This window comes from Melioribacteraceae bacterium (assembly GCA_019638015.1).
GTDB lineage: Bacteria > Bacteroidota > Ignavibacteria > Ignavibacteriales > Melioribacteraceae > JAHBUP01.
Map to the genome: position 1 here is coordinate 2,901,145 of JAHBUP010000001.1, position 20,403 is coordinate 2,921,547.

Annotated in this window: 16 protein-coding genes; 12 read left to right on the forward strand and 4 right to left on the reverse strand. The window is 34.4% G+C overall.

From position 1 onward, the window contains the following. Positions 1-268: 268 nt before the first annotated feature. The 4 genes from KF816_12485 to KF816_12500 form a co-directional block, all read right to left on the reverse strand. Positions 269-958, reverse strand: a complete 690-nt coding sequence (locus KF816_12485; protein ID MBX3008831.1) for an ABC transporter ATP-binding protein — start codon at positions 956-958, stop codon at positions 269-271. A 100-nt stretch (positions 959-1,058) separates the two neighbouring features. Beyond that, entirely contained in the window at positions 1,059-3,497 is a 2,439-nt protein-coding gene (locus KF816_12490; GenBank protein ID MBX3008832.1) for an ABC transporter permease, read from the reverse strand. After that, positions 3,488-3,742 (reverse strand): hypothetical protein, encoded by a 255-nt coding sequence (locus KF816_12495; GenBank protein MBX3008833.1) that lies wholly within the window; start codon positions 3,740-3,742, stop codon positions 3,488-3,490. The genes KF816_12490 and KF816_12495 overlap by 10 nt, the downstream gene beginning before the upstream one ends. Before the next feature lie 13 nt (positions 3,743-3,755). Continuing rightward, positions 3,756-5,006: an HlyD family efflux transporter periplasmic adaptor subunit gene (locus KF816_12500; protein MBX3008834.1), complete on the reverse strand. Its 1,251-nt coding sequence runs from the start codon at positions 5,004-5,006 to the stop codon at positions 3,756-3,758. A 268-nt stretch (positions 5,007-5,274) separates the two neighbouring features. On the opposite strand from KF816_12500, the gene KF816_12505 reads away from it, so the two are divergent. The 12 genes from KF816_12505 to ccsA all read left to right on the forward strand — a co-directional run bounded on the left by KF816_12505 (position 5,275) and on the right by ccsA (position 20,401). Continuing rightward, on the forward strand, positions 5,275-6,648 hold the full coding sequence (locus tag KF816_12505; GenBank protein ID MBX3008835.1) for a sigma-54-dependent Fis family transcriptional regulator: 1,374 nt from the start codon (positions 5,275-5,277) through the stop codon (positions 6,646-6,648). An 82-nt stretch (positions 6,649-6,730) separates the two neighbouring features. Beyond that, positions 6,731-7,984, forward strand: a complete 1,254-nt coding sequence (locus tag KF816_12510) for an ATP-binding protein (GenBank protein ID MBX3008836.1) — start codon at positions 6,731-6,733, stop codon at positions 7,982-7,984. A 310-nt stretch (positions 7,985-8,294) separates the two neighbouring features. Then, positions 8,295-10,709, forward strand: a complete 2,415-nt coding sequence (locus KF816_12515; protein ID MBX3008837.1) for a cytochrome c3 family protein — start codon at positions 8,295-8,297, stop codon at positions 10,707-10,709. Between the two features lie 127 nt (positions 10,710-10,836). Further along, a complete protein-coding gene (locus KF816_12520; GenBank protein ID MBX3008838.1) occupies positions 10,837-11,391 on the forward strand; it encodes a cytochrome C554 in 555 nt (184 codons plus the stop codon). Positions 11,392-11,412: 21 nt separating this feature from the next. Beyond that, positions 11,413-12,675: a hypothetical protein gene (locus tag KF816_12525; GenBank protein ID MBX3008839.1), complete on the forward strand. Its 1,263-nt coding sequence runs from the start codon at positions 11,413-11,415 to the stop codon at positions 12,673-12,675. 6 nt (positions 12,676-12,681) lie between these two features. After that, on the forward strand, positions 12,682-13,890 hold the full coding sequence (locus KF816_12530) for a cytochrome C (protein MBX3008840.1): 1,209 nt from the start codon (positions 12,682-12,684) through the stop codon (positions 13,888-13,890). A 20-nt stretch (positions 13,891-13,910) separates the two neighbouring features. Then, on the forward strand, positions 13,911-14,930 hold the full coding sequence (locus KF816_12535) for a CxxxxCH/CxxCH domain-containing protein (protein ID MBX3008841.1): 1,020 nt from the start codon (positions 13,911-13,913) through the stop codon (positions 14,928-14,930). A gap of 76 nt (positions 14,931-15,006) precedes the next feature. After that, on the forward strand, positions 15,007-16,338 hold the full coding sequence (locus tag KF816_12540; GenBank protein ID MBX3008842.1) for a sigma 54-interacting transcriptional regulator: 1,332 nt from the start codon (positions 15,007-15,009) through the stop codon (positions 16,336-16,338). Between the two features lie 204 nt (positions 16,339-16,542). Next, complete coding sequence (locus tag KF816_12545; protein MBX3008843.1) at positions 16,543-17,919, forward strand: hypothetical protein; 1,377 nt, start codon at positions 16,543-16,545, stop codon at positions 17,917-17,919. 43 nt (positions 17,920-17,962) lie between these two features. After that, entirely contained in the window at positions 17,963-18,967 is a 1,005-nt protein-coding gene (locus tag KF816_12550) for a rhodanese-like domain-containing protein (protein ID MBX3008844.1), read from the forward strand. Positions 18,968-19,023: 56 nt separating this feature from the next. Further along, complete coding sequence (locus tag KF816_12555; protein MBX3008845.1) at positions 19,024-19,488, forward strand: tetratricopeptide repeat protein; 465 nt, start codon at positions 19,024-19,026, stop codon at positions 19,486-19,488. Between the two features lie 88 nt (positions 19,489-19,576). Next, positions 19,577-20,401, forward strand: coding sequence for a cytochrome c biogenesis protein CcsA (gene ccsA / locus KF816_12560; GenBank protein ID MBX3008846.1), 825 nt, complete (start codon positions 19,577-19,579; stop codon positions 20,399-20,401). The last annotated feature ends 2 nt before the right edge of the window (positions 20,402-20,403 follow it).

Here is a 20,403-nt window from a genome sequence, read left to right on the forward strand (position 1 = left end):
CTAACCAACCCAATTTTAAGAAGCAGTTTAATATTTAAGCCGGAATAAAAATACCAAATTATTTGTTTGATGATGTAATTAATTTGTAAAACTTTGTCACGAGTTCTAGCATTTTGTTTATGCAGATTGACTCATCATTTATGCTTCACAATAATTGCTAATGTCTAATTCTGGCATTTTTCCTTCATTTCTGTTATGTAATTCAATTATAAGATTTATAAAGGGGATATGCGATTAGAGAAAAATTGTGGTTACTAAATCAATTACCTCACACCCGGAAAACTTCCCTAAAATTCTCTGTTACCACCTGACCATCGAACAAATGAATAACACGATTTCCATATTCAGCATAGCTGGGAGAATGAGTAACCATTACTACTGTTGTTCCATTCTCATTAAGATCAGTTAACATTTTCATTACTTCATCACCATGCGATGAATCAAGATTACCTGTAGGTTCATCAGCTAGAATTATTTTAGGATTAGCCACCAGAGCTCGCGCAACCGCAACTCTTTGTTGCTGTCCGCCAGATAATTGTTGCGGGAAATGATTTCTGCGGTGCATTATATTCATTCTTTCCAAAACAGTCTCAACCTTTTGCTTCCTTTCAGCAGGAGAAGTTTTTAAATAAAGTAGAGGAAGTTCAACATTTTCATAAATTGTTAATTCATCTATGAGATTAAAACTTTGGAAAACGAAACCGATATTTTCTTTCCGTATCATTGCGCGTTGTCTTTCGGTATATTTTGATACTTCGTTCCCAAGAAAATAGTACTCTCCTTCAGAAGGATTATCAAGCAATCCCAGAATATTCATCAATGTGGATTTTCCACAACCGGAGGGACCCATAATTGAAACAAACTCCCCCTCATTAATTTCAATACTTACTCCGCCAAGAGCAGTTGTTTCAACTTCATCTGTTCTAAAAATTTTTTTAAGATCATTTGTACGTATCATTTTAGCTCCATCTTATTAATATTATTGTATTATCATATTTCTTAGAAAATTTTGCACTAATAAAATAGTGTCACAAATTCTGCTAGATTTTTAGCATTTATCATTCATAGCGTAAACTTTCAATTGGGTTTGATATTGCCGCCCTCACTGCCTGATATGCAACCGTTAGCATAGCAATAAAGTGAACCAACATTCCAGCCATAATAAATATCAATACGCTTATATTAATTCTGTATGCAAAATCCTGAAGCCAGTCTGCCATCAAATAATATGCAATTGGCCATGCTATTAAATTTGCAATCAGTATCCAAATACTAAATTGCTTCATAAGCATGAGGATTATCTCAAAAACTGATGCTCCAAGTACTTTCCGGATTCCAATTTCTTTAATTCTTCTTTCAGTTATAAATGTCGCAAGGCCAAATAATCCTAAGCACGCAATAAATATGGCTAGTGCGGAAAACACCGTTACTAATTGCCCAATCTTAATTTCTGCTATGTACATTCTTTCAATTTTCTCATTTAAAACAAAGCAATTGAGATCTCTACCATCAGTGAATTTTCTCCATGTTTCTTTTATCAAATTGATTGTTGATGCATACTCTTGAGATTGGATACGGATTGCAAAAAAGAAGGATGCCTGTCGTACATGACTTATTCTTAAAACCATGGGTCTAATATTTTGATGCAGAGATTCATAATGAAAATCTTTTACGATCCCAATGATTCTGTAAGGATATTTACCCTTTTGAGTTGTATGCACATTGTATAGTATTTTTCCTACAGGATTTTCAACATTAAAAATTTTTGCTGCCGCTTCATTAATTACAACAGCTGATGTATCCATGGAAAAACTTTCATCAAAAAATCTCCCGCTCACAAGTTTAATTCCATAAGTTATTGCGAAATCGTAATCAGCATCGATGAACTGGCAACTCTTAAACTCTTCGGTTGGAGCTCCTTCAATTTGAAAACTGCCTCCCGGGATTCCAGATTGAAACATTACAGATGAATTAGTTGACAAAACTACATTCGGAATTTTTAACAGTTCATGCTTAAATGCCTCAACTCGATTGCCCAGCGCCGTAGCATTATTTATGACCACCATTCTTTCCCTATTAAAACCGAGATCTTTATTTAATATATAATCGAGTTGATTTTTAATAATCACCATTCCGATAATCAATATTATGGCAATGGCGAATTGAATTATAACCAGTATACTTCTTAAAGTAGTTTTGCTCTTTCCACCAGGTTTTAATATATGAGAAGGTTGGAATGATGAAAGATAAAAAGCCGGATAACTCCCAGATATGAATCCAACAATTATTACAAAAAGTAGCAAAAGTGGAATTGTATATATATTATTAAGTAAGTCTAGTGTGATATTTCTTTCAAGGAAACTATTGAAAACCGGTAATGTGAGTTGAGCTATTACTATAGCAATTAGTACCGAAAAAAAACACATTACTGTTGATTCTAGTAGAAATTGCCAGATGAGTTTAGATCTGTCTGAGCCGAGTGTTTTGCGTATCCCGACTTCCTTTGCTCTTCCTTCCGATTTTGCTGTAGTAAGATTCATAAAATTAAAAACAGCAATCAATAGTATGAATGACCCTATTGCAATAAAAATATAGATGTAGTAAATACTGCTCTGTTTCACATTTCCCCATTCAGTATTCAGTTCCAAGCCATAATGTGATTGAGAGTATAAGTAAATTGAAGTAAGTGGCTGTAAAAAATGTCCGTATCTGTTTCCCATTTCGAAAAACTCTTTAAGATTAATTCCCAAAATGGATATAGCCTGCGGTCCTACTTTTTCAATTACCAGCCTTTCCATTTTTTTTTCAAATTCTTTAGAATCAATTTTCTGTTTGAAGAGGATATAAGTTGTGTACTCGGCATTCAACCAATTTTGATTTTGAGTTTGAGGATATGTTGACATCGACAATAAAAAGTTACAAGAAAAGTGTGATTTTTTTGGAAAGTTTTTCATTACACCTGTGATATTGTAGGTGGCTGTATCATCGACAATAAATTGTTTACCAACTGGATTTTCATCACCGAAATATTTTTCTGAAGCTCTTTCTGTAATAACAATAGAGTTTGGCTGAATGAGAGCTGTTTTAGGATTACCATAAACAAATGGCAGGGTGAAAATTTCAAAATATGTTGAATCTGCAGTATAGATATCTCCTTCTCTAAAAATTTTATCATTATACCTTAATTCATGCTGGCCGAAATATCCAATTCTTGTAAAGTTTTCAACTTCAGGAAATTCATTTTTTAGAGTACTCCCAAAAGGAGCAGGTGTTTTAGAATTGTTGGATGCATTTCCATTAATGTCGGAGCTTATATATGCACGATATATTCTATCAGCGTTTTTGTGGAATTGATCAAAACCAAGTTCATCAATCACAAAAAGTGAGAGTAACAAAAAGCATGTAATACCAATACTTAACCCAATAAGATTGATCAATGAGAAAGTTTTATTCCTCAACATATTCCTATAAATTATTTTCACGAAATTCATAAACATTTTCTATCTCCAGATTTTAAGTGCTTTCCATTTTTTGATTTTGCTCCTTGAGCATTCAATGTTTTATAAACTACAATTTTTCGAATAACTATAGTTGCCATGGCCAGCAGCAAACTAATTGCAGCAAGAAGCATTGCATTTTTACTCATTTGAATTTGAAACACGCTTTCATCAAATTCAAAGAATCCTAATAATCCAAACGAAAGATTATTTAGTTTATTGATAATATTTATATTAGAAAACATTTTCTGATTCCGGTTATTTTAATACTAGCTTTTGGTATTCGATGTAATTTTCGTATGAGGAGGTGATTACTTGTTCACCTGAATTTAATCCCTCAATAACTTCATAATAAAGAGGATTTTGCCTTCCAATTTTTATTTTTCTCCTTTCAGCAAATCCACCAGATTTATCAACTACAAATATCCACTGCCCGCCGGTTGTTGAATAGTATCCACCGCTTTCTATTAAAGTCGCATCGGATAATCCGCCAAGTTGTAATTTAATATGTACTGTTTGCCCTCTTCGTATTCCAGCCGGTTGATTTCCAGCAAAAACCATATCAACATAAAATCTTCCATTATTAACTTGAGGATAAACCGTTTTTATTTTTAATGTATAGTTTTTTTTGTCGAATTCGTATTCGCCAATCTGACCTTCCCGAATTCTTGCGATATAGTGTTCATCAATTTCAACCCTAACTTTAAATGAATCGATATTATCTATTTGCCCCAACCTAAAACCTGCACCAACCGATTGACCAATTTCGCAATTCAACGAAGTTAATTGTCCTTTAATCGGGGCGCGAACAGTTAAGTTTGCCAGTTGCTCTTCAACTAGCGATAAATATCTTTTAGACATATCAACATCCGATTCGCCTTGTAAGACAAGTTGCATTAGGGTAAGCGAATCTCTTTTGAGTGCTTCAAGCAACAAATGTTTGCTCTCAATAATGGTTTCGTAACTGTCTTTACTTGTTTCAAATTCAATTTTAGAAATCAATCCTTTTTCAAAAAGTGTTTTATTGTTTTTATAGATTCTAGATTGCTTGAGTAACTCGAGGTTCAAATTTAATAGTTGGTTTTGGCGATTTAATAAATTTTGTTCAAATGTAAGTTTGGTTTGGCGTGATAAACTTTGCGCTTGCAAAAAATTAGATTGGGTGCTTAAAACCGACAGTGATAATTGTGGATTATCAAGTTTTATAATCGGGTCTCCAGAATTTAGCATTGCGCCCTCTTCAACAAATTTATTCAATACTTTACCGCCATCCGATAAATCGAGAAAAAAGGATTGTATTGGCTCTATTGTCCCAGTTACCGGAATGTATTCTTGAAAAGGAGCAAGTTTTACTTCTGAAATTGTAATTCTACTCTTCTCAACATTTAGTTTGTTAATGCTATCACTCAGAATAAAAGTGAAAAGTGAAAACAAAACAAAGAACAATATTGCTAATAGAATCACTATCCTTTTTTTCGTCCAAGTTTTCTTTTCGATTATCCGATCCACGATTCATTCCTTTTTTCTGCTCGTTAATCAAGCAGCGTGCCGAAAATGATTTGATTAATGAAAATCAGTTTTCAGAATATTTTCGCAACAATTATAAAAGGATGTTCAATGTTAAATTTAGAACATGTTCGGATGCGTTCATAGGTGTACGTAATCGTACATTTATAATCTATTTTAATTAAGTTGAAGAAGGTTATTTTCAAATTTCGGGATATATTCATTGGCATAAATAATGGTATAAATAGTGTTTTTGAAAAACGAGAGATGTATGACTATCAAACCAAAAGTTTTAGTAGTGGACGACAATGAGGATATTCTCCTTTCCATTAAATTACTCTTAAAGGGAACCGCGTCAATAATTGTTACAGAAAAAAACCCGGCCAGATTACCCGAATTATTAGCTGAGGATAGTTACGATGTAATATTTCTTGATATGAATTTTTCTGAAGATACCACGAGTGGGCAAGAGGGATTTTTTTGGTTAAAGGAAATTTTAAAACTTGATGCCCAGGCAGTCATAATTTTAATTACGGCTTTTGGGGATGTTGATACCGCAATAAAAGCAATTAAAGAAGGAGCAACAGATTTTGTTCTGAAACCATGGCAAAATGAAAAACTAATCGCTACTTTTTCTTCAGCATGCAAATTGCGGCATTCGCGTATCGAGTTAAATAAAATTAAAACACAACAACATTATATAAATAAACTTTCCGAAAATGGATTTGCAGAGATAATTGGTTTATCCGATTCAATGCAAAAAGTTTTTCAAACTATTTCAAAGGTAGCCGGAACTGATGCAAATGTTTTAATATTGGGAGAGAATGGTACCGGAAAAGAATTAATTGCCCGCGCGCTCCACAAAAATTCTAAACGTGCTGGTGAGGTTTTTATTAATGTGGATATTGGCGCTCTATCTCAAACACTCTTTGAGAGCGAATTATTCGGATATGTTAAAGGTGCATTTACCGATGCAAAAGAGGACCGTCCGGGTAGATTTGAAATCGCTGATAGAGGCACACTTTTTCTTGATGAAATTGGGAATATTCCTCTTGAACTTCAATCCAAACTGTTAACTGTAATTCAAAATAAGGAAGTGATACGGCTTGGTTCAAATAAATCTATTGGTATTGATATAAGATTGATTTGTGCAACAAATATTCCAATTTATGATCGAGTAGATGAAAATAAATTTCGGCAGGATTTATTATATAGAATTAATACAGTAGAAATTCACTTACCCCCTTTGAGAGAACGGAAAGGGGATATCCCAATACTTGTTGAATATTTTCTTTCACATTATAAGCTGAAATACAATAAGCCAAATCTTTATATTGATTCCAAGACAATGAATAGATTTGAGGCCTATCAGTGGCCGGGTAATATAAGAGAACTACAACACTTAATTGAACGAAGCGTTATACTTTGTGATGGAGATGCTATCAGTCCAGCCGATATATACTTTAATACTGGTAATCAGAAATCAAACGGTGAATCCTTTGACACTTTTAACTTAGATGAAGTTGAAAAGAAAATAATTCAAAAAGCTCTTATTAAGTATGATGGAAATGTCTCGAAGGCTGCCAAGGAATTGGGATTGACACGCGCATCATTATATAGAAGAATGGAAAAGCATGGGTTATAAATTAAATAACTTTAGAATACAAATTATTTCTCGATTACTGTTAATAATTCTGAATGTCTTTTTCATCTTCCATTTTTATTTTTTGTCTTCAATATTCTCTACCACAATTTTAGGTGTTGTCTTAGTATTTCAAATTATTTATTTGATTAAATATGTTGATTATTCTAACAGAAGTTTAATCAATTTTCTACGTGGAATTAATTATTCCGATTTTTCCCAAAATATTTCAATATCAAATCTCGGCAATTATTTTGGAGAACTTTCTGATGAGATGAATAAAGTTCTGAACAATTTTAAGAATGCTCGGATGGAGAAGGAGGAGAGTTTAAGATACCTCGAGACTGTTATTGATCATGTGGGAATTGGTTTAATTTCATTCAATACCAAGGGTGAGGTTGAAATTATAAATCGTTCTGCAAAAAAAATATTAAAGATCCATCACCTTCGTAATTTATCATCACTCGATAAAATAGGAAGCGGACTGGGAAGATTTTTATTCCAGCTATCTCCCGGCACCAAGAATACATTTAAGTATTCCGACAATGGCGAGATAGTACAGCTTATGGTTCATGGTACCGAGTTTAGGATGAGGAATCAAGATCTAAAATTAATTTCATTATATAATATCCAAGCTGAGCTTGAAGAGAAAGAAATTGAAGCCTGGCAAAAGTTAATAAGAGTATTAACACATGAAATCATGAATTCAATTACTCCAATTTCATCACTAGCCGCAACTGCCAACAGTCTCTTAAAAAATAATGCTAACAATTTTGATACAAAACCCGATACAATTTCCGATATAAATGATGCGCTAAATACTATTCAAAAACGAAGCGAAGGATTGGTGAATTTTGTAAATAAATTCCGCGACATCTCAAAAATTTACAAACCTAATTTGCAATCGGTTAAATTGAGTGAACTTTTTTATAGAATAAGGTTGCTAGTCGAGTCAATTTTAACGGGTAGTAATATCAATTTTGAGATATCTATCCATCCTGAAAATATAGAAATAATGGTGGACCAGGAATTGCTCGAACATGTAATAATAAATTTAATAAAAAACTCAATTGAAGCACTTGGCAGTTCTGTTAATGGTTTTATAAAAGTTTCTGCCGAGATTAATGAACGAGGAAAAGCAGCAATTAAAGTTGAGGATAATGGTCCAGGCATTTCTGAAGAAATTATCGATCGGGTTTTTGTTCCCTTCTATAGCACAAAAAAAGAAGGCTCTGGTATTGGGTTGAGTATTTCACAGAGTATCATCAGAGCTCATGGCGGAAGTATTTCAGTTCAATCTACACCAAATTCAGAAACTACTTTCACAATAATCCTATAAAATGTGTCTATTTATTTTAGGTTTATAAAATTAGAAAAAGACTCTGAGTCGGGTTTACTATAATTTATATATTAATTATGAATAGATTTCATTGACAAAGATGAGATATCTAAATATTTTGTGAAAGGATATTTAAGTCCATTATCTGTTTTAATTATTTTATTCCGGCTAACTCCGGATTTCAAATTTGATTGAATTGAGGTTACATACAGTTTCACTTTTCCTCATTATTGTGTGAATTTATCTACTATTGAAACATCAAAACCTCAGTTAATTAGCGGTGCATTTAGCCAAGTATAGGGAGTTTTAATTGATTTCTCGTAATGTATATAAAGTTGTACTTTTTATTTTTCTACTGATTTCGTTGATAGCAACAAATCGAACCAACGCACAAGACTTTAATTGTGCCGATTGTCATGAAACTTCGATTGAAAAATCTGTTCACAAAACTGCCATCGACTGCCAGGGATGTCATCAAGATGTAATTGATGAAGAACATATCGAAAAAGGAGTAGCAAAAGTTAGTTGTGCCGCTTGCCATGAAGATATTGCTTCATCAATGAAAAATGATATTCATGTGAGATTAAAACAAAAAGTTAAAAATCCCCCAAACTGTGTTACATGTCATGGTAATCATGAAATTCAGAAACCCCCAACTCAAAATTCACTAAAGATAAAAGAATACTGTTCTAAATGTCATACATCAATTGGATTAGCTAAAAATTATCATTCGGTATCAGCAGATCAAAAAAGTTGCTACTCATGTCATAACAATATAAATGTAAAGATTGCTCTCCCCTCTTCAGTTCACAAAAATTTGGTTTGCAGCGATTGTCATACCGGTTCCAGATTTCAGCAAAAACATAAAAAAGAAAATGTAAAAACTAAAATTGCCGATTGTTCAACTTGCCATACAGATATTGCAAAAATTCATCGTGAAAGTATTCATGGAATAGCACTATTAGAAGGAATTGACGATGCGGCGAATTGCTGGGATTGTCATGGTTCCCATGAAGTTAAATTTGTTAAAAATGAATCAAGCAGAGTTCATCCTAAAAATCTTGCTACTACTTGTGGCACTTGTCATAATGATTCAAAGATGGTGGAAAAATATGGGCTTAGCTCAAAAAATCCGGGAGGATTATACGCTCATTCTATTCATGGTGTACTAGTTAAAGAGGGCAGAACTGATGCTCCAAATTGCAGCACTTGTCATGGAACTCATGATATAAAAAATAAAGTTCAACCAAACTCAAAAATCTCTACTTTTAATATTCCAACAATGTGTGGTGAATGCCACAAGGAAATTTCCGAGGAATTTGAACAATCGATTCATTGGATTAGAGCAAAAAAAGGGGTTAGAGAATCTCCCGTTTGTACCGATTGCCATAATGAGCATGATATTCAATCTGTGAACAGACTGACCGACAAAACTGCCGAACGTCAATTACAGCAAAGAACTTGTATTGGATGTCATGAGAATCCGATTATCGCAAATAAATTTGGAGCGGCTGGATCAGTAGCTAAAAAGTTTGAGGATAGTTATCATGGTCTCGCGGTAATGCGTGGTGATAAAGACGCGGCATATTGCGTCGATTGCCATAATGTTCATAAAATACTTCCTAAAAATCATCCTGAATCATCAGTTCACGAAAATAATGTAACCACGACATGTCAAAAGTGCCACGAGGGAGCCGGTGAAGTATTTGCAAAAAGTTATTCACATACCACTCTTGATGAAAAAGCTGCAACAATCGAGGATTGGGTTTCAACAATTTATTTCTGGATGATTGTTGCTATTGTGGGAGGGATGATTGCCCATAACTTATTAATTTTTGTTTATGAAATAAGAAAGAAAAGAAAACATCTATCAAACGAAATTACAATTCCCCGTTTTACAAAGAATGAAGTAATTCAACATTTCATACTTTTAACATCGTTTATTACACTGGCAATTACCGGATTTGCATTAAAGTATCATCAAAGCTGGTGGGCAGATCTTTTATTAAATATGGGTATGTCTGAACCGGTCCGCCAATATATACACCGAGTTGCGGCAGTGGTAATGATAGCCGGCGGAATTTACCATATTTTCTATCTAATGTTCACCCCAAGGGGAAGAGACGTTTTACTAAATTTGCTCCCCAAATTGCACGATGCCACCGATGCCTATTATAGCATTTTATATTATTTAAAATTGCGCAAAGATAAACCGAAATATGATAAATATGATTACACAGAAAAAGCCGAATACTGGGCATTAATTTGGGGAACGATAGTAATGGGAGTTACAGGTTTTATCCTTTGGTTCCCAACTGTAGTTGGTGATTGGGCGCCGACCTGGTTAATAAAAGTGAGCGAATTAATTCACTTCTATGAAGCAATTCTGGCTACACTTGCCATTCTTGTTTGGCATTGGTTCTTCGTCATCTTTCATCCTCATGAATATCCAATGAGCTTAACTTGGATTGATGGACAAATGTCTTTGAAAACTTACAGACATCACCACGAGCGTCATTTTAGAAGAGTATTATTAGAATGGACTGAGCACAAAAACGGAAATAGAGATCTTAAAAAAGTTAGCAATACAACATTATTATTTACTAAAACTTTAACTGATAAAGGGCTGGATCCTGAAGCTATCTTCCAGTCCGAGCTAAATAATGATCCGGAATTGAGAGCCTGGCTCGATGATAAAATTAATCCGAAACAGGAGAATCAGTAGTCAGGTATTCTAGATCAAAATTCTAAAAAATAATTTTGCAATTATTACTAAATGGTATATATTAAAATAGGATTAAGAAGTTCTTTTATTTGATTAACATAAATCTATTACTCAGCAGGAGGAAAGAATGACACAAAAAATATTAACACTCGTTTTATTTGTAGCGTTTTGCTTTTTTATATCTACAGATACTTTAAAAGCACAACCTTATGGATTTGAAGGCACTTCAGTTTGCGGCGTTTGCCATAAAACAGAGAAACAAGGACTTCAATTAAAGATTTGGCAAGAAAGTCTACATGCAAGAGCTTATAAAACATTACAAACACCAGAAGCAGACAAAATTGCAATGGCAAAGTATGGTAAAAAAGCAGTTGAATCGGAAGGTTGTTTGAAATGCCATGCATCAGGGCATGGAGTTGATGCCAAATTACTCGGTGCTAAATTTAAAATTGAAGATGGCGTTCAGTGTGAAACTTGCCACGGTGCAGGTTCCGGTTATAAATCATTAAAAGTTATGAAAAGTAGAGAAGAATCTGTGAAGAATGGCTTAATTGCATGGAAAGATAAAGCAGAAATTAAGGCTTCTTGCGTTAAATGTCACAACCCTGAGAGTCCTACTTACAAAGAATTTAAGTTTGACGAAATGTATTCAAAAATTGCTCATCCAGTTCCAAAAGGTTAATTCTATTAAATAGGCGCTCAAATGAAAAAATATTTTTTTCTAGCACTTTTTATTCTGCCATTCATTATCAACGCTCAAAATCTGAATGGCAGATTTTCTTCTTCATTTTATTCATTCGAAAGATTTGATTCTAAAAGTAATTCTGAAACTTATATAAGAAACTATGAAGGTTTATCGCTCAATTTTAATTATGATAAATTTTCGGTTAACTCTCGGCTCGGCTTTGAAACCAATTTAGGTAATTCCCTTTCAGCCGATCCACGAATGCGTTTTTATAATTTATATCTTGAAGCGAGAGAAATACTAGATCTGGTTACAATAAAGGTAGGTCGCCAACCCCTATTTAACTCTATAGCCGGCGGTTTATATGATGGCGTAAATTTGAAAGTTAAATATGATGATTACTCTATCTCTGGTTTTTATGGAGGAAATGTTCCGGCATATCAAAAACTTGAGTTGACTGATGATTTCGCCAATGATAATGTAATGGGAGCTTCGTTCGAAGGATTTTTTCTTGACCACTTTAAAGTAGGTCTCAATTTCATCGATAAGAATTTCAAACCGGTTAATTTTTGGGCCGAACGAATTGATGTTAACTCAAATCTTACAAATCTTCTTATCGAACAAAAATCAAATCAATTCAAATATTTGTCGGGTGATCTTTCTTACTTTGATGATATTTTTACCGTTGATACACGCTACGAATATGATTTGAATTATGAGGTTACTTCTAAAATTGAAGCTACAGGTCGAGTTCAAGCTTCCAAAAAATTTGGCGTGGAACTTTACTACAACTGGCGTGAACCTAAAATTAACTATAATTCCATTTTCTCCGTTTTCAATTTTGGCAATTCACAAGAATTTGAAGGTGGATTCGATTTCAAAATTGATGAGAACTTAACTCTTGTTCAAAAATTTGCTTATGTAGAATATAATGATGAAGCATCTCAAAGAATTACAATTGGGTTAAACACATCGTGGGGTAACATATCTTACAGAAAAAATCTTGGTTATGCCGGTGAGCTTGATGGTATTTCTATTTACACAGCCAAAAGTTTTGCCGATGGCTTTATAACTCCTTCTGTTGGTTTATCATATTCAACATATAAGCTCTCAAAAGATTCTGAACAGAACAGTATCGCCGCTCTTCTCGCGGGAGTAAATGTTAGACCATGGAAACAGTTTTCATTCGATTTGCAGACCCAGTATTTCAACAATAAGATTTACAAAAACGATTTAAGAGTTTTACTCAAGATAAATCATTGGTTCAATATTAACTTTTAGAATATCATGAAAATAAAATATTTATACGCCTCTCTTCTCCTTATAATAGTCGCGGTTTTATCTATTGCCGCTAGTAATAACGGAGAAGTAAAAAACGGAAAAACCAATAAAGATGTAATTAAATTTTCACATGCGGTTCACGCTGAGGCAACCGACTGTGCCGGATGTCATACGAATGTTTCGGGAAGTCTCTCTTTATCCGATAGATTATTACCCGAAAAATCAGTTTGCGCCACATGCCATGATGTTGAAGATGATCAACAATGCTCTACATGCCACTACGAAGATGTATATGAACCATTCGTAAAAGTGCAAAGTGAATTATTGTTTAATCATAAAATGCATGTTGAAGACCAGAAAATGTTGTGCGAAAGCTGTCATAAAGGTTTAAGTGAAGTTGCGTATAGCTTTGAAAGTGTTGCAGCAAATCCTCCTATGATGACTTGTTATTCATGTCATAATGGTCAATCCGTCGCAACTAATGATTGTGAGATTTGCCATGTTTCTACTGCAAATTTAATTCCAGATGATCATAGAAGAGTTTCGTTCGCTAAAAATCATAAATTTAATGCGATGTCAGAGAAAGCACAATGTCAGATGTGTCACGATAACGCTTCATGCGAATCTTGCCATGTTGGAACAACAATGTTGACCGAGTCAAATACAAGCTCAGATTTTTACGTCCCCTACTCACCGTATAAGTTCACTGACAATTCCAAACTCCAAAAAGTTAATCGGGTTCATGATATTAATTACAGATTTACACATGGTATTGATTTAAAAGCTAAAACGAATGAATGCCAAACATGTCATCAACGAGAAACATTTTGTGCTGAATGCCATAGTTCAACTGGCGGAGATTTTGCTTTAGGTGGTATGGTTCCGACTTCACATAAATCTCCAAACTTTGTAACCGTTGGTGTTGGAACCGGTGGTGGTCAACATGCTATTCTTGCAAAAAGAGATATTGAAAGATGCGCATCATGTCATGATGTTCAAGGAGCAGACGCAAATTGTGTAATGTGTCATTCCGATAATGATGGCATAAGGGGTACTAATCCTAAAACTCATCGTGGTGGTTTTAAATTTACCGCTTCGGGTGGAGATTGGCATACAGACATGAATTCTGTTTGTTACCAATGTCATACAGACGCAAATGCACGCCCCGGAGGAATTAAGGGTTTAGGATTTTGCAGTTATTGCCATAAACTATAAAATTTAATCTTGAGCAAATTATGAGATATTCAAAATATTATTTGGTAGCGGTTGCTTTAATAGGTTTATTTTCTTTTGCATGTAGCGACATTCAAGATGAAATTACTCCCCCGCTTAAAGTAAGTGTTCATGGAAGCAATGTTTTCAATCCAATGTCGGACACATATCATGGATTACAAACAAAGAAATTCGGCCTCGAATCATGTAAACAATGTCATGAAGGGAATTTCCAAGGAGGCACAACAAAAGTTAGCTGCGCAACTTCAAATTGCCATCCTTCAATAGTAATCCATAAATCAACTATAATGGATCCTGCTTCGGAGCAATTTCATGGTAGATATATTGCAAATACGCTTAATTGGGATATGGATGAATGTAAATCATGCCATGGAGCAAGTTATAGCGGAGGTGTCGCCAGTCCTACATGCAATACATGTCACAACAAACCTGGTGGACCAGAAGCGTGCAATACTTGTCATGGTGATTTTAATGATCCTTCAAAAATTTCCCCTCCGAGAGGAACTAATAACGAAATTAATACTACACAAGCCGCCGTTGGCGCGCATCAATTTCATTTAAATAATATTAAAATTGCTCCCGGAAACGTTACTTGCAGTGAATGTCACACAATTCCAAGTTTTTATGGATCCCCCGGTCACATTGATAATTCACCTGGAGCGGAAGTTAAGTTTAGCGGTATAGCCACTTTAAAAAATGCAAATGGTTCATACGATCATGCTACTTTAAAATGTTCTAATACCTATTGTCATGGTAATTTTGAATTTTCAAAAGCTACATCGCAATACCCATTTGCTTATGAAGAAGAAAAAATGGTTGGTAATAATTATTCTCCTCTTTGGAATAAAGTTGATGGCACGGAAGCAAAATGTGGTACATGCCATGGTTTACCTCCAAAAGGACATATTGCATCAACTCTAAGATCATGCTCAACTTGTCATGTTGGTGTGGTTGATAGAAATGGAAAGATAATTGACCCATCAAAACATATAGATGGAAAGATACAAGTCTTTGGCAATTAAAAATATTTTATGAAAAGCCGCTCAAGGGCGGCTTTTTTTTATCTTCTAATGAAACAGTTTGAAACGTTGAAACAGAATGAACGAGCTAAACAATAAATTAAAGGATCACATACTTGATTCAATTGGTGAGGGAGTTTTTACGGTTGATAAAAACTTTCGAATCAATTTTTTCAATAGAGCGGCTGAACAAATAACCGGTTTTACCCGGCAGGAAGTAATTGGGAAATTTTGCAAACATGTTTTTAATTCTGAATACTGCTTTAGCGATTGCCCGCTTGGAAGAGTATTAAAGACAAATCAAAATTTGTTTGATTTTGACTCGACAATTAAAAATTGTCATGGTGCCGATAAGAAAATAAAATTGAATGCCGCGGTTTTATATAATGATTCAGAAGAACCAATTGGAGGTATAGTATCCTTTCGTGATTTTTCTGTTTATGAAAAAATTGGAATTAAGCTTCATGATCAATATCAGTTTCATGAAATTGTTGGACACAGCAAGCAGATGCAGGAAATTTATGATCTGATTAAAGATATAGCAGATTCCTCCGCTCCCGTTTTTATTCATGGTGAAAGTGGAACCGGAAAAGAACTGGTAGCTAACGCAATACAGCAAACCGGTTCACGAAAATTTCAACCTTATATTAAGATTAATTGTTCAGTCTTCCCTCCTAATTTACTAGCAAGTGAATTGTTCGGGCATGTTAAAGGTGCATTTACGGATGCAATTAAAGATAGGCCGGGTAGATTTGAATTAGCTGATAAGGGAACAATTTTTCTAGATGAAGTGGCGGAGATGCCTCTGCAAATGCAAATTCAGTTATTGCGGGTATTGCAGGAGGGCACGTTTGAAAGAGTTGGTGAATCTCTCACAAGAAAAACTGATGTGCGAGTAATCGCTTCAACAAACATCAACATTAAAGAAGCGTTGAGTAAGGGTCTGTTTAGAGATGATTTATATTACAGGTTGAATGTTATCCCAATTGAGGTGCCCCCATTACGAAACCGGATTGAGGATGTTATTCCGCTGGCAAAACATTTCTTAAATAAATTTTCACATATATATAAAAAACAAATAAATGATTTTTCTGAATCTGCAATTGATGCTCTACTATCCTACACTTATCCTGGGAATATCAGAGAACTTGAAAATTTGATTGAATATGCTTTTGTAAGAACTACTTCCCCAACAATAGATATTAATAAATTCCCGACAATTATTGCTTCCCGAAAAGGCAATTACACACGCATGCCAAATTTTTCAACCTCTTCATTGAGCAGAGAAAAGACAGAAATAATTGCCCTGTTGGAAAAACACCGATGGAACAAAACTAAAGTTGCTGAAGAACTGAAAATTGGTAGAACAACCCTTTGGCGCAAACTCAAAGAGATGAATTTAGTGAAATAAAGCGTTTCAACTGAAACGACGGAACAAATCGTTTCTTCCCACCGCTTTACTTTGTTTTAAGAATAAAAACAAACTATTTGCTCTTCATATTATTTTTATCGAAACAATTTGTTTCAGTGTTTATACTAAAATATTCATTTAAGTTGATTTTTTATTGGCACTCAATTTGTAAATAAGATGCTAAAATCTTAATAAGGATTGCCAATGCTAAAGAAAACTTATCTCATTACAAACTTATTTTTATTCTCTCTAATTATAATTCTTGGATGTAAAGACCGAACCGACCAGCCTTTAGATTTTAGTGAACAGAAAGTATCTTTATCAGTTGCATCATGTGAAGGATGCCATACGAACTATGCTCACTTAAAATCAGTTTATACACCCGATCCACCCCATGAAGGAGGATCCGGTTGCGGCGGCGAAGCCCCACATTACGAACCATACGATCGTACCTATCTCGGAGGTGCTGGTTATGAAAACTTCAAAAATGATATTCATGGTAAAATGCCATGTACATCATGTCATAATGGAGTTGATGGAACCGACGATAAATTAAAAGCTCACTCTAATAATTTCATCTCAAAACCATCAGAGCATGCCGCCGATAAATGTGCAAAATGCCACACTGATATATATTTAAAAACAAAGAATAGTCTTCACGAGCAAGGTTGGGGACAAAAATCGATGGTGGTATTACGTAGCGGATTACCAAATATCCCAGAAGGATTTAACCAATTAACTGATCTTATGAAAGAGGGCTACAACAAGAATTGCTCTACTTGTCATGCATCTTGCGGCGATTGCCATGTGAGCCGTCCAAATGCTGCCGGTGGTGGTTTATCGAACGGGCATTCATTCAATAAAACCCCCGATATGACCAACGTTTGTGTTGCCTGCCATGTAAGTCGCGGTGGTCATGCTTATTTTGGACAGGCAATAGGAACAGTTCCAGATGTTCACTTAACCAAACGTCAATTCACATGCTTAAATTGTCACACAAAAAATGAAATTCATGGCGATGGAAAAGTTTATGATCAGCGCTACAAAATGGAGTTGCTGCCAGAATGTACTGATTGTCATTCAAACATAAGCAAATCCAACAACTATCATTCAGCTCACATCTCAAGTTTTAGCTGTAATACCTGTCATTCTCAAGATTATAATAATTGCGGGAGCTGTCATATTGGCGGTGCAGGTGCAAGAGTAGCATCTTACCAAGGATTTAAAATTGGATTGAATCCTATTTCAACAACAAAACCATACAAATATGCTGTATTAAGAAGATCACTAACGGCACCCGACAGCTGGAAAGAGTATGGTACAGCAAGTTTGGCAAATTTTAGTGTTCGTCCGACCTACAAGTACGCAACACCTCATAATATTATAAAGTGGACATCCCGCACCAAAGTAGATGCCGGCAAACCATGTTATGATGCTTGCCATATCGTAACTGACCCCGACGGTAAAGTCAGAAATAAAGAAATTTATTTATTCAAAAAAGATCTGGATAGCTGGGAAGTTACCGCAACAAGTTCTATTACTGTTGATGGCAAATTACCAGCTAAGTGGAACGTTAAATAACAATGACTACATTACAAACCAAATAGCAAAAAGGAGTATATCCATGAACCTTCGTAAATTGTTTTATCTTTTATTAATCATCCCAATTATATTTGTCGGCTGCAGCAAAGATGAAGGAACCCCAACCGACCCAGTTCCAACTGTAAATGAAGCACAAGTACTTGTTGAATACCTTGAAGCAAATGGTGATTTCTTGAATACTGGAGCTCCAGCAGTTATAACCGCTGCAGATTTACGTACAGCTCAACTCGCCGGTAAAGCTTATATTATAGATATGCGTTCAGCTACTGACTTTCAAACAAAAGGGCATATTGAAGGAGCAAAAAATGTTGCGATTAAAGATGTTGTCGCACATGTAAAAGGTATAAATGCTTCATCTTACGAAAAAATTGTCATAACTTGTTATTCAGGTCAAACAGCAGGATTACCAGTTGCCCTATTAAGATTATTGGGTTATAACAATGTATTTTCTTTAAAATGGGGCATGTCCTCTTGGAATTCTTCTTCATGTACTTCATGGAGTATGGCGGCTGTCGGTAATAATTATCCAACATTTCAAACTACTGCAAATCCTAAACCTGCTGCTGGTTCACTTCCTACAATTAATACAGGGAAAAAAACAGGAAAAGAAATTCTTGAAGAAAGAATTAATCAAATATTAGCTTCAGCAGATCCGTTTGGCGATATTAGGGTTTTACATAGTACAGTAACAGGTGGACTTTCAAATTATTTCATTCTCAATTATTGGCCAGCAGCAGACTATAATAAAGGTCATCTCCCTGGAGCCATTCAATATACACCTAAGGCAGACCTGAAACTTTCGACCTTTTTAAAGACATTGCCTACAAACAAACCAATTGCATTTTACTGCTACACTGGTCAGACTTCTGCTCAAGTTGCAACAATACTCAAGCTTATAGGTTACGATGCAAAAACTCTTATGTTTGGTGTAAATGTGCTCAACTATGATTTTATGGGAACCAATGGAATATCAAACCAATGGAAACAAACTGAAGTTAAAGAATATCCTGTTGTAACTGGTTCATAATTTTTTATATTTGAGGAGGTTTCAAAAGAAACCTCCTCAATAATCAAGAGAATCAAATGAGTGAAATGCTTGGTAATCAATATTTTATGGCGAGAAACTATTTTGCTGCACTTTCTGAGTTAGAGAAAGTATTTGAAAAAAATCCTACAAATAAATCATTAAAGAGGAAACTTATAATCTGCTATACTCAAACAAATGATTTAGAAAAAGCATTAATCCTTTTTAATGAACTCGTTGAAGAAGATATTGAATTTATTATTGAAGCCGATGCGATAAAAGATGACTGCCCTTGTCCGGAATTGGTTAAAGAACTGGACAATCCCCTCTCTACCCCTTATTTTGAAGATGAATTTGAAAATTTAATATGTCTGGGTATCATTTGGCTCTACTGTGATGTTTCAAAATCTTACGAGTATTTTAAGGAAGCACAGCATTTAAATAATCAGAATAAAGTAATTAATTTAATTCTGAAAAGAATTGAAAATTATATTATAGAACATCAAGACAATTTAGCCTGCTAAATAATTCTAATTAGTACTAATTTTATACCTTTCTGCATCATTAAAATCCCACTTTTTATTCTTATTTTTGCATAAAAAAAGAAACGCAATGCTTCCAGCTATAAATATATTTAACCTGCTACTGCCTCTTCTCTATTCAGCAGTATTTGGATTTTATGCCTTCGATTTCATTAAAGAAAAAAAGAGATTCAAAAACTTTAAAAGAATTGTTCTGTTTTTGACACTAATTGCCCACTCCCTTTATCTAGTTTTTCGGACTGTTGAGTATAACCACACTCCAATAACCAATAAATTTGAGATATTTTCTATAATCGCATGCTCAATTGCATTTTCCTACTTTATTTTGGAATTATTTACAGACATAAGAGGAACCGGAGCCTTTATTTTATTTTTTGCGTTGGTGTTTCAGATTATTTCATCCCTATTTGTCCCCGATACCTATTTGGTCCCCGAAGTATTAAGGGACCGTCTTCTAGGTATCCATGTGATAAGTGCAATACTTGGATATTCAGGTATAACAATCTCGGCAGTGTATGGACTTCTATATCTAATTCTTTATAAGAATATTAAAGCGAACAGATTTGGATTTTTCTTCGAAAGACTTCCAAACTTAGAGGTGCTCGAAAAGTTATCATATAATTCATCGGTTATAGGTTTTATTTTATTAACTGTAGCGATTGGAATTGGTTTTATTTGGCTTCCTTCAGCTTTTCCAGATTTCAGTTATTATGACCCAAAATTAATTGGGACTATAATTGTTTGGCTTTTTTACGGGTTGTCATTTATTCTCAAAAGTTCTCAGCGCTTGCTCGGTAAAAAATTAATCTACTTTACTTTGACAAGTTATTTTATTGCAATATTATCTTTAATTGTAACCAATAGTCTCGCAAAAACATTTCATTCCTTTTATTGAAA

Coding starts and splice junctions, on each gene's coding strand:
- KF816_12535 (MBX3008841.1), top strand. CDS start 13,911: ATGAGATATTCAAAATATTATTTGGTAGCGGTTGCTTTAATAGGTTTA.
- ccsA (MBX3008846.1), top strand. CDS start 19,577: ATGCTTCCAGCTATAAATATATTTAACCTGCTACTGCCTCTTCTCTAT.
- KF816_12485 (MBX3008831.1), bottom strand. CDS start 958: ATGATACGTACAAATGATCTTAAAAAAATTTTTAGAACAGATGAAGTT.
- KF816_12540 (MBX3008842.1), top strand. CDS start 15,007: ATGAACGAGCTAAACAATAAATTAAAGGATCACATACTTGATTCAATT.
- KF816_12490 (MBX3008832.1), bottom strand. CDS start 3,497: ATGTTTATGAATTTCGTGAAAATAATTTATAGGAATATGTTGAGGAAT.
- KF816_12520 (MBX3008838.1), top strand. CDS start 10,837: ATGACACAAAAAATATTAACACTCGTTTTATTTGTAGCGTTTTGCTTT.
- KF816_12495 (MBX3008833.1), bottom strand. CDS start 3,742: ATGTTTTCTAATATAAATATTATCAATAAACTAAATAATCTTTCGTTT.
- KF816_12545 (MBX3008843.1), top strand. CDS start 16,543: ATGCTAAAGAAAACTTATCTCATTACAAACTTATTTTTATTCTCTCTA.
- KF816_12525 (MBX3008839.1), top strand. CDS start 11,413: ATGAAAAAATATTTTTTTCTAGCACTTTTTATTCTGCCATTCATTATC.
- KF816_12505 (MBX3008835.1), top strand. CDS start 5,275: ATGACTATCAAACCAAAAGTTTTAGTAGTGGACGACAATGAGGATATT.
- KF816_12550 (MBX3008844.1), top strand. CDS start 17,963: ATGAACCTTCGTAAATTGTTTTATCTTTTATTAATCATCCCAATTATA.
- KF816_12555 (MBX3008845.1), top strand. CDS start 19,024: ATGAGTGAAATGCTTGGTAATCAATATTTTATGGCGAGAAACTATTTT.
- KF816_12530 (MBX3008840.1), top strand. CDS start 12,682: ATGAAAATAAAATATTTATACGCCTCTCTTCTCCTTATAATAGTCGCG.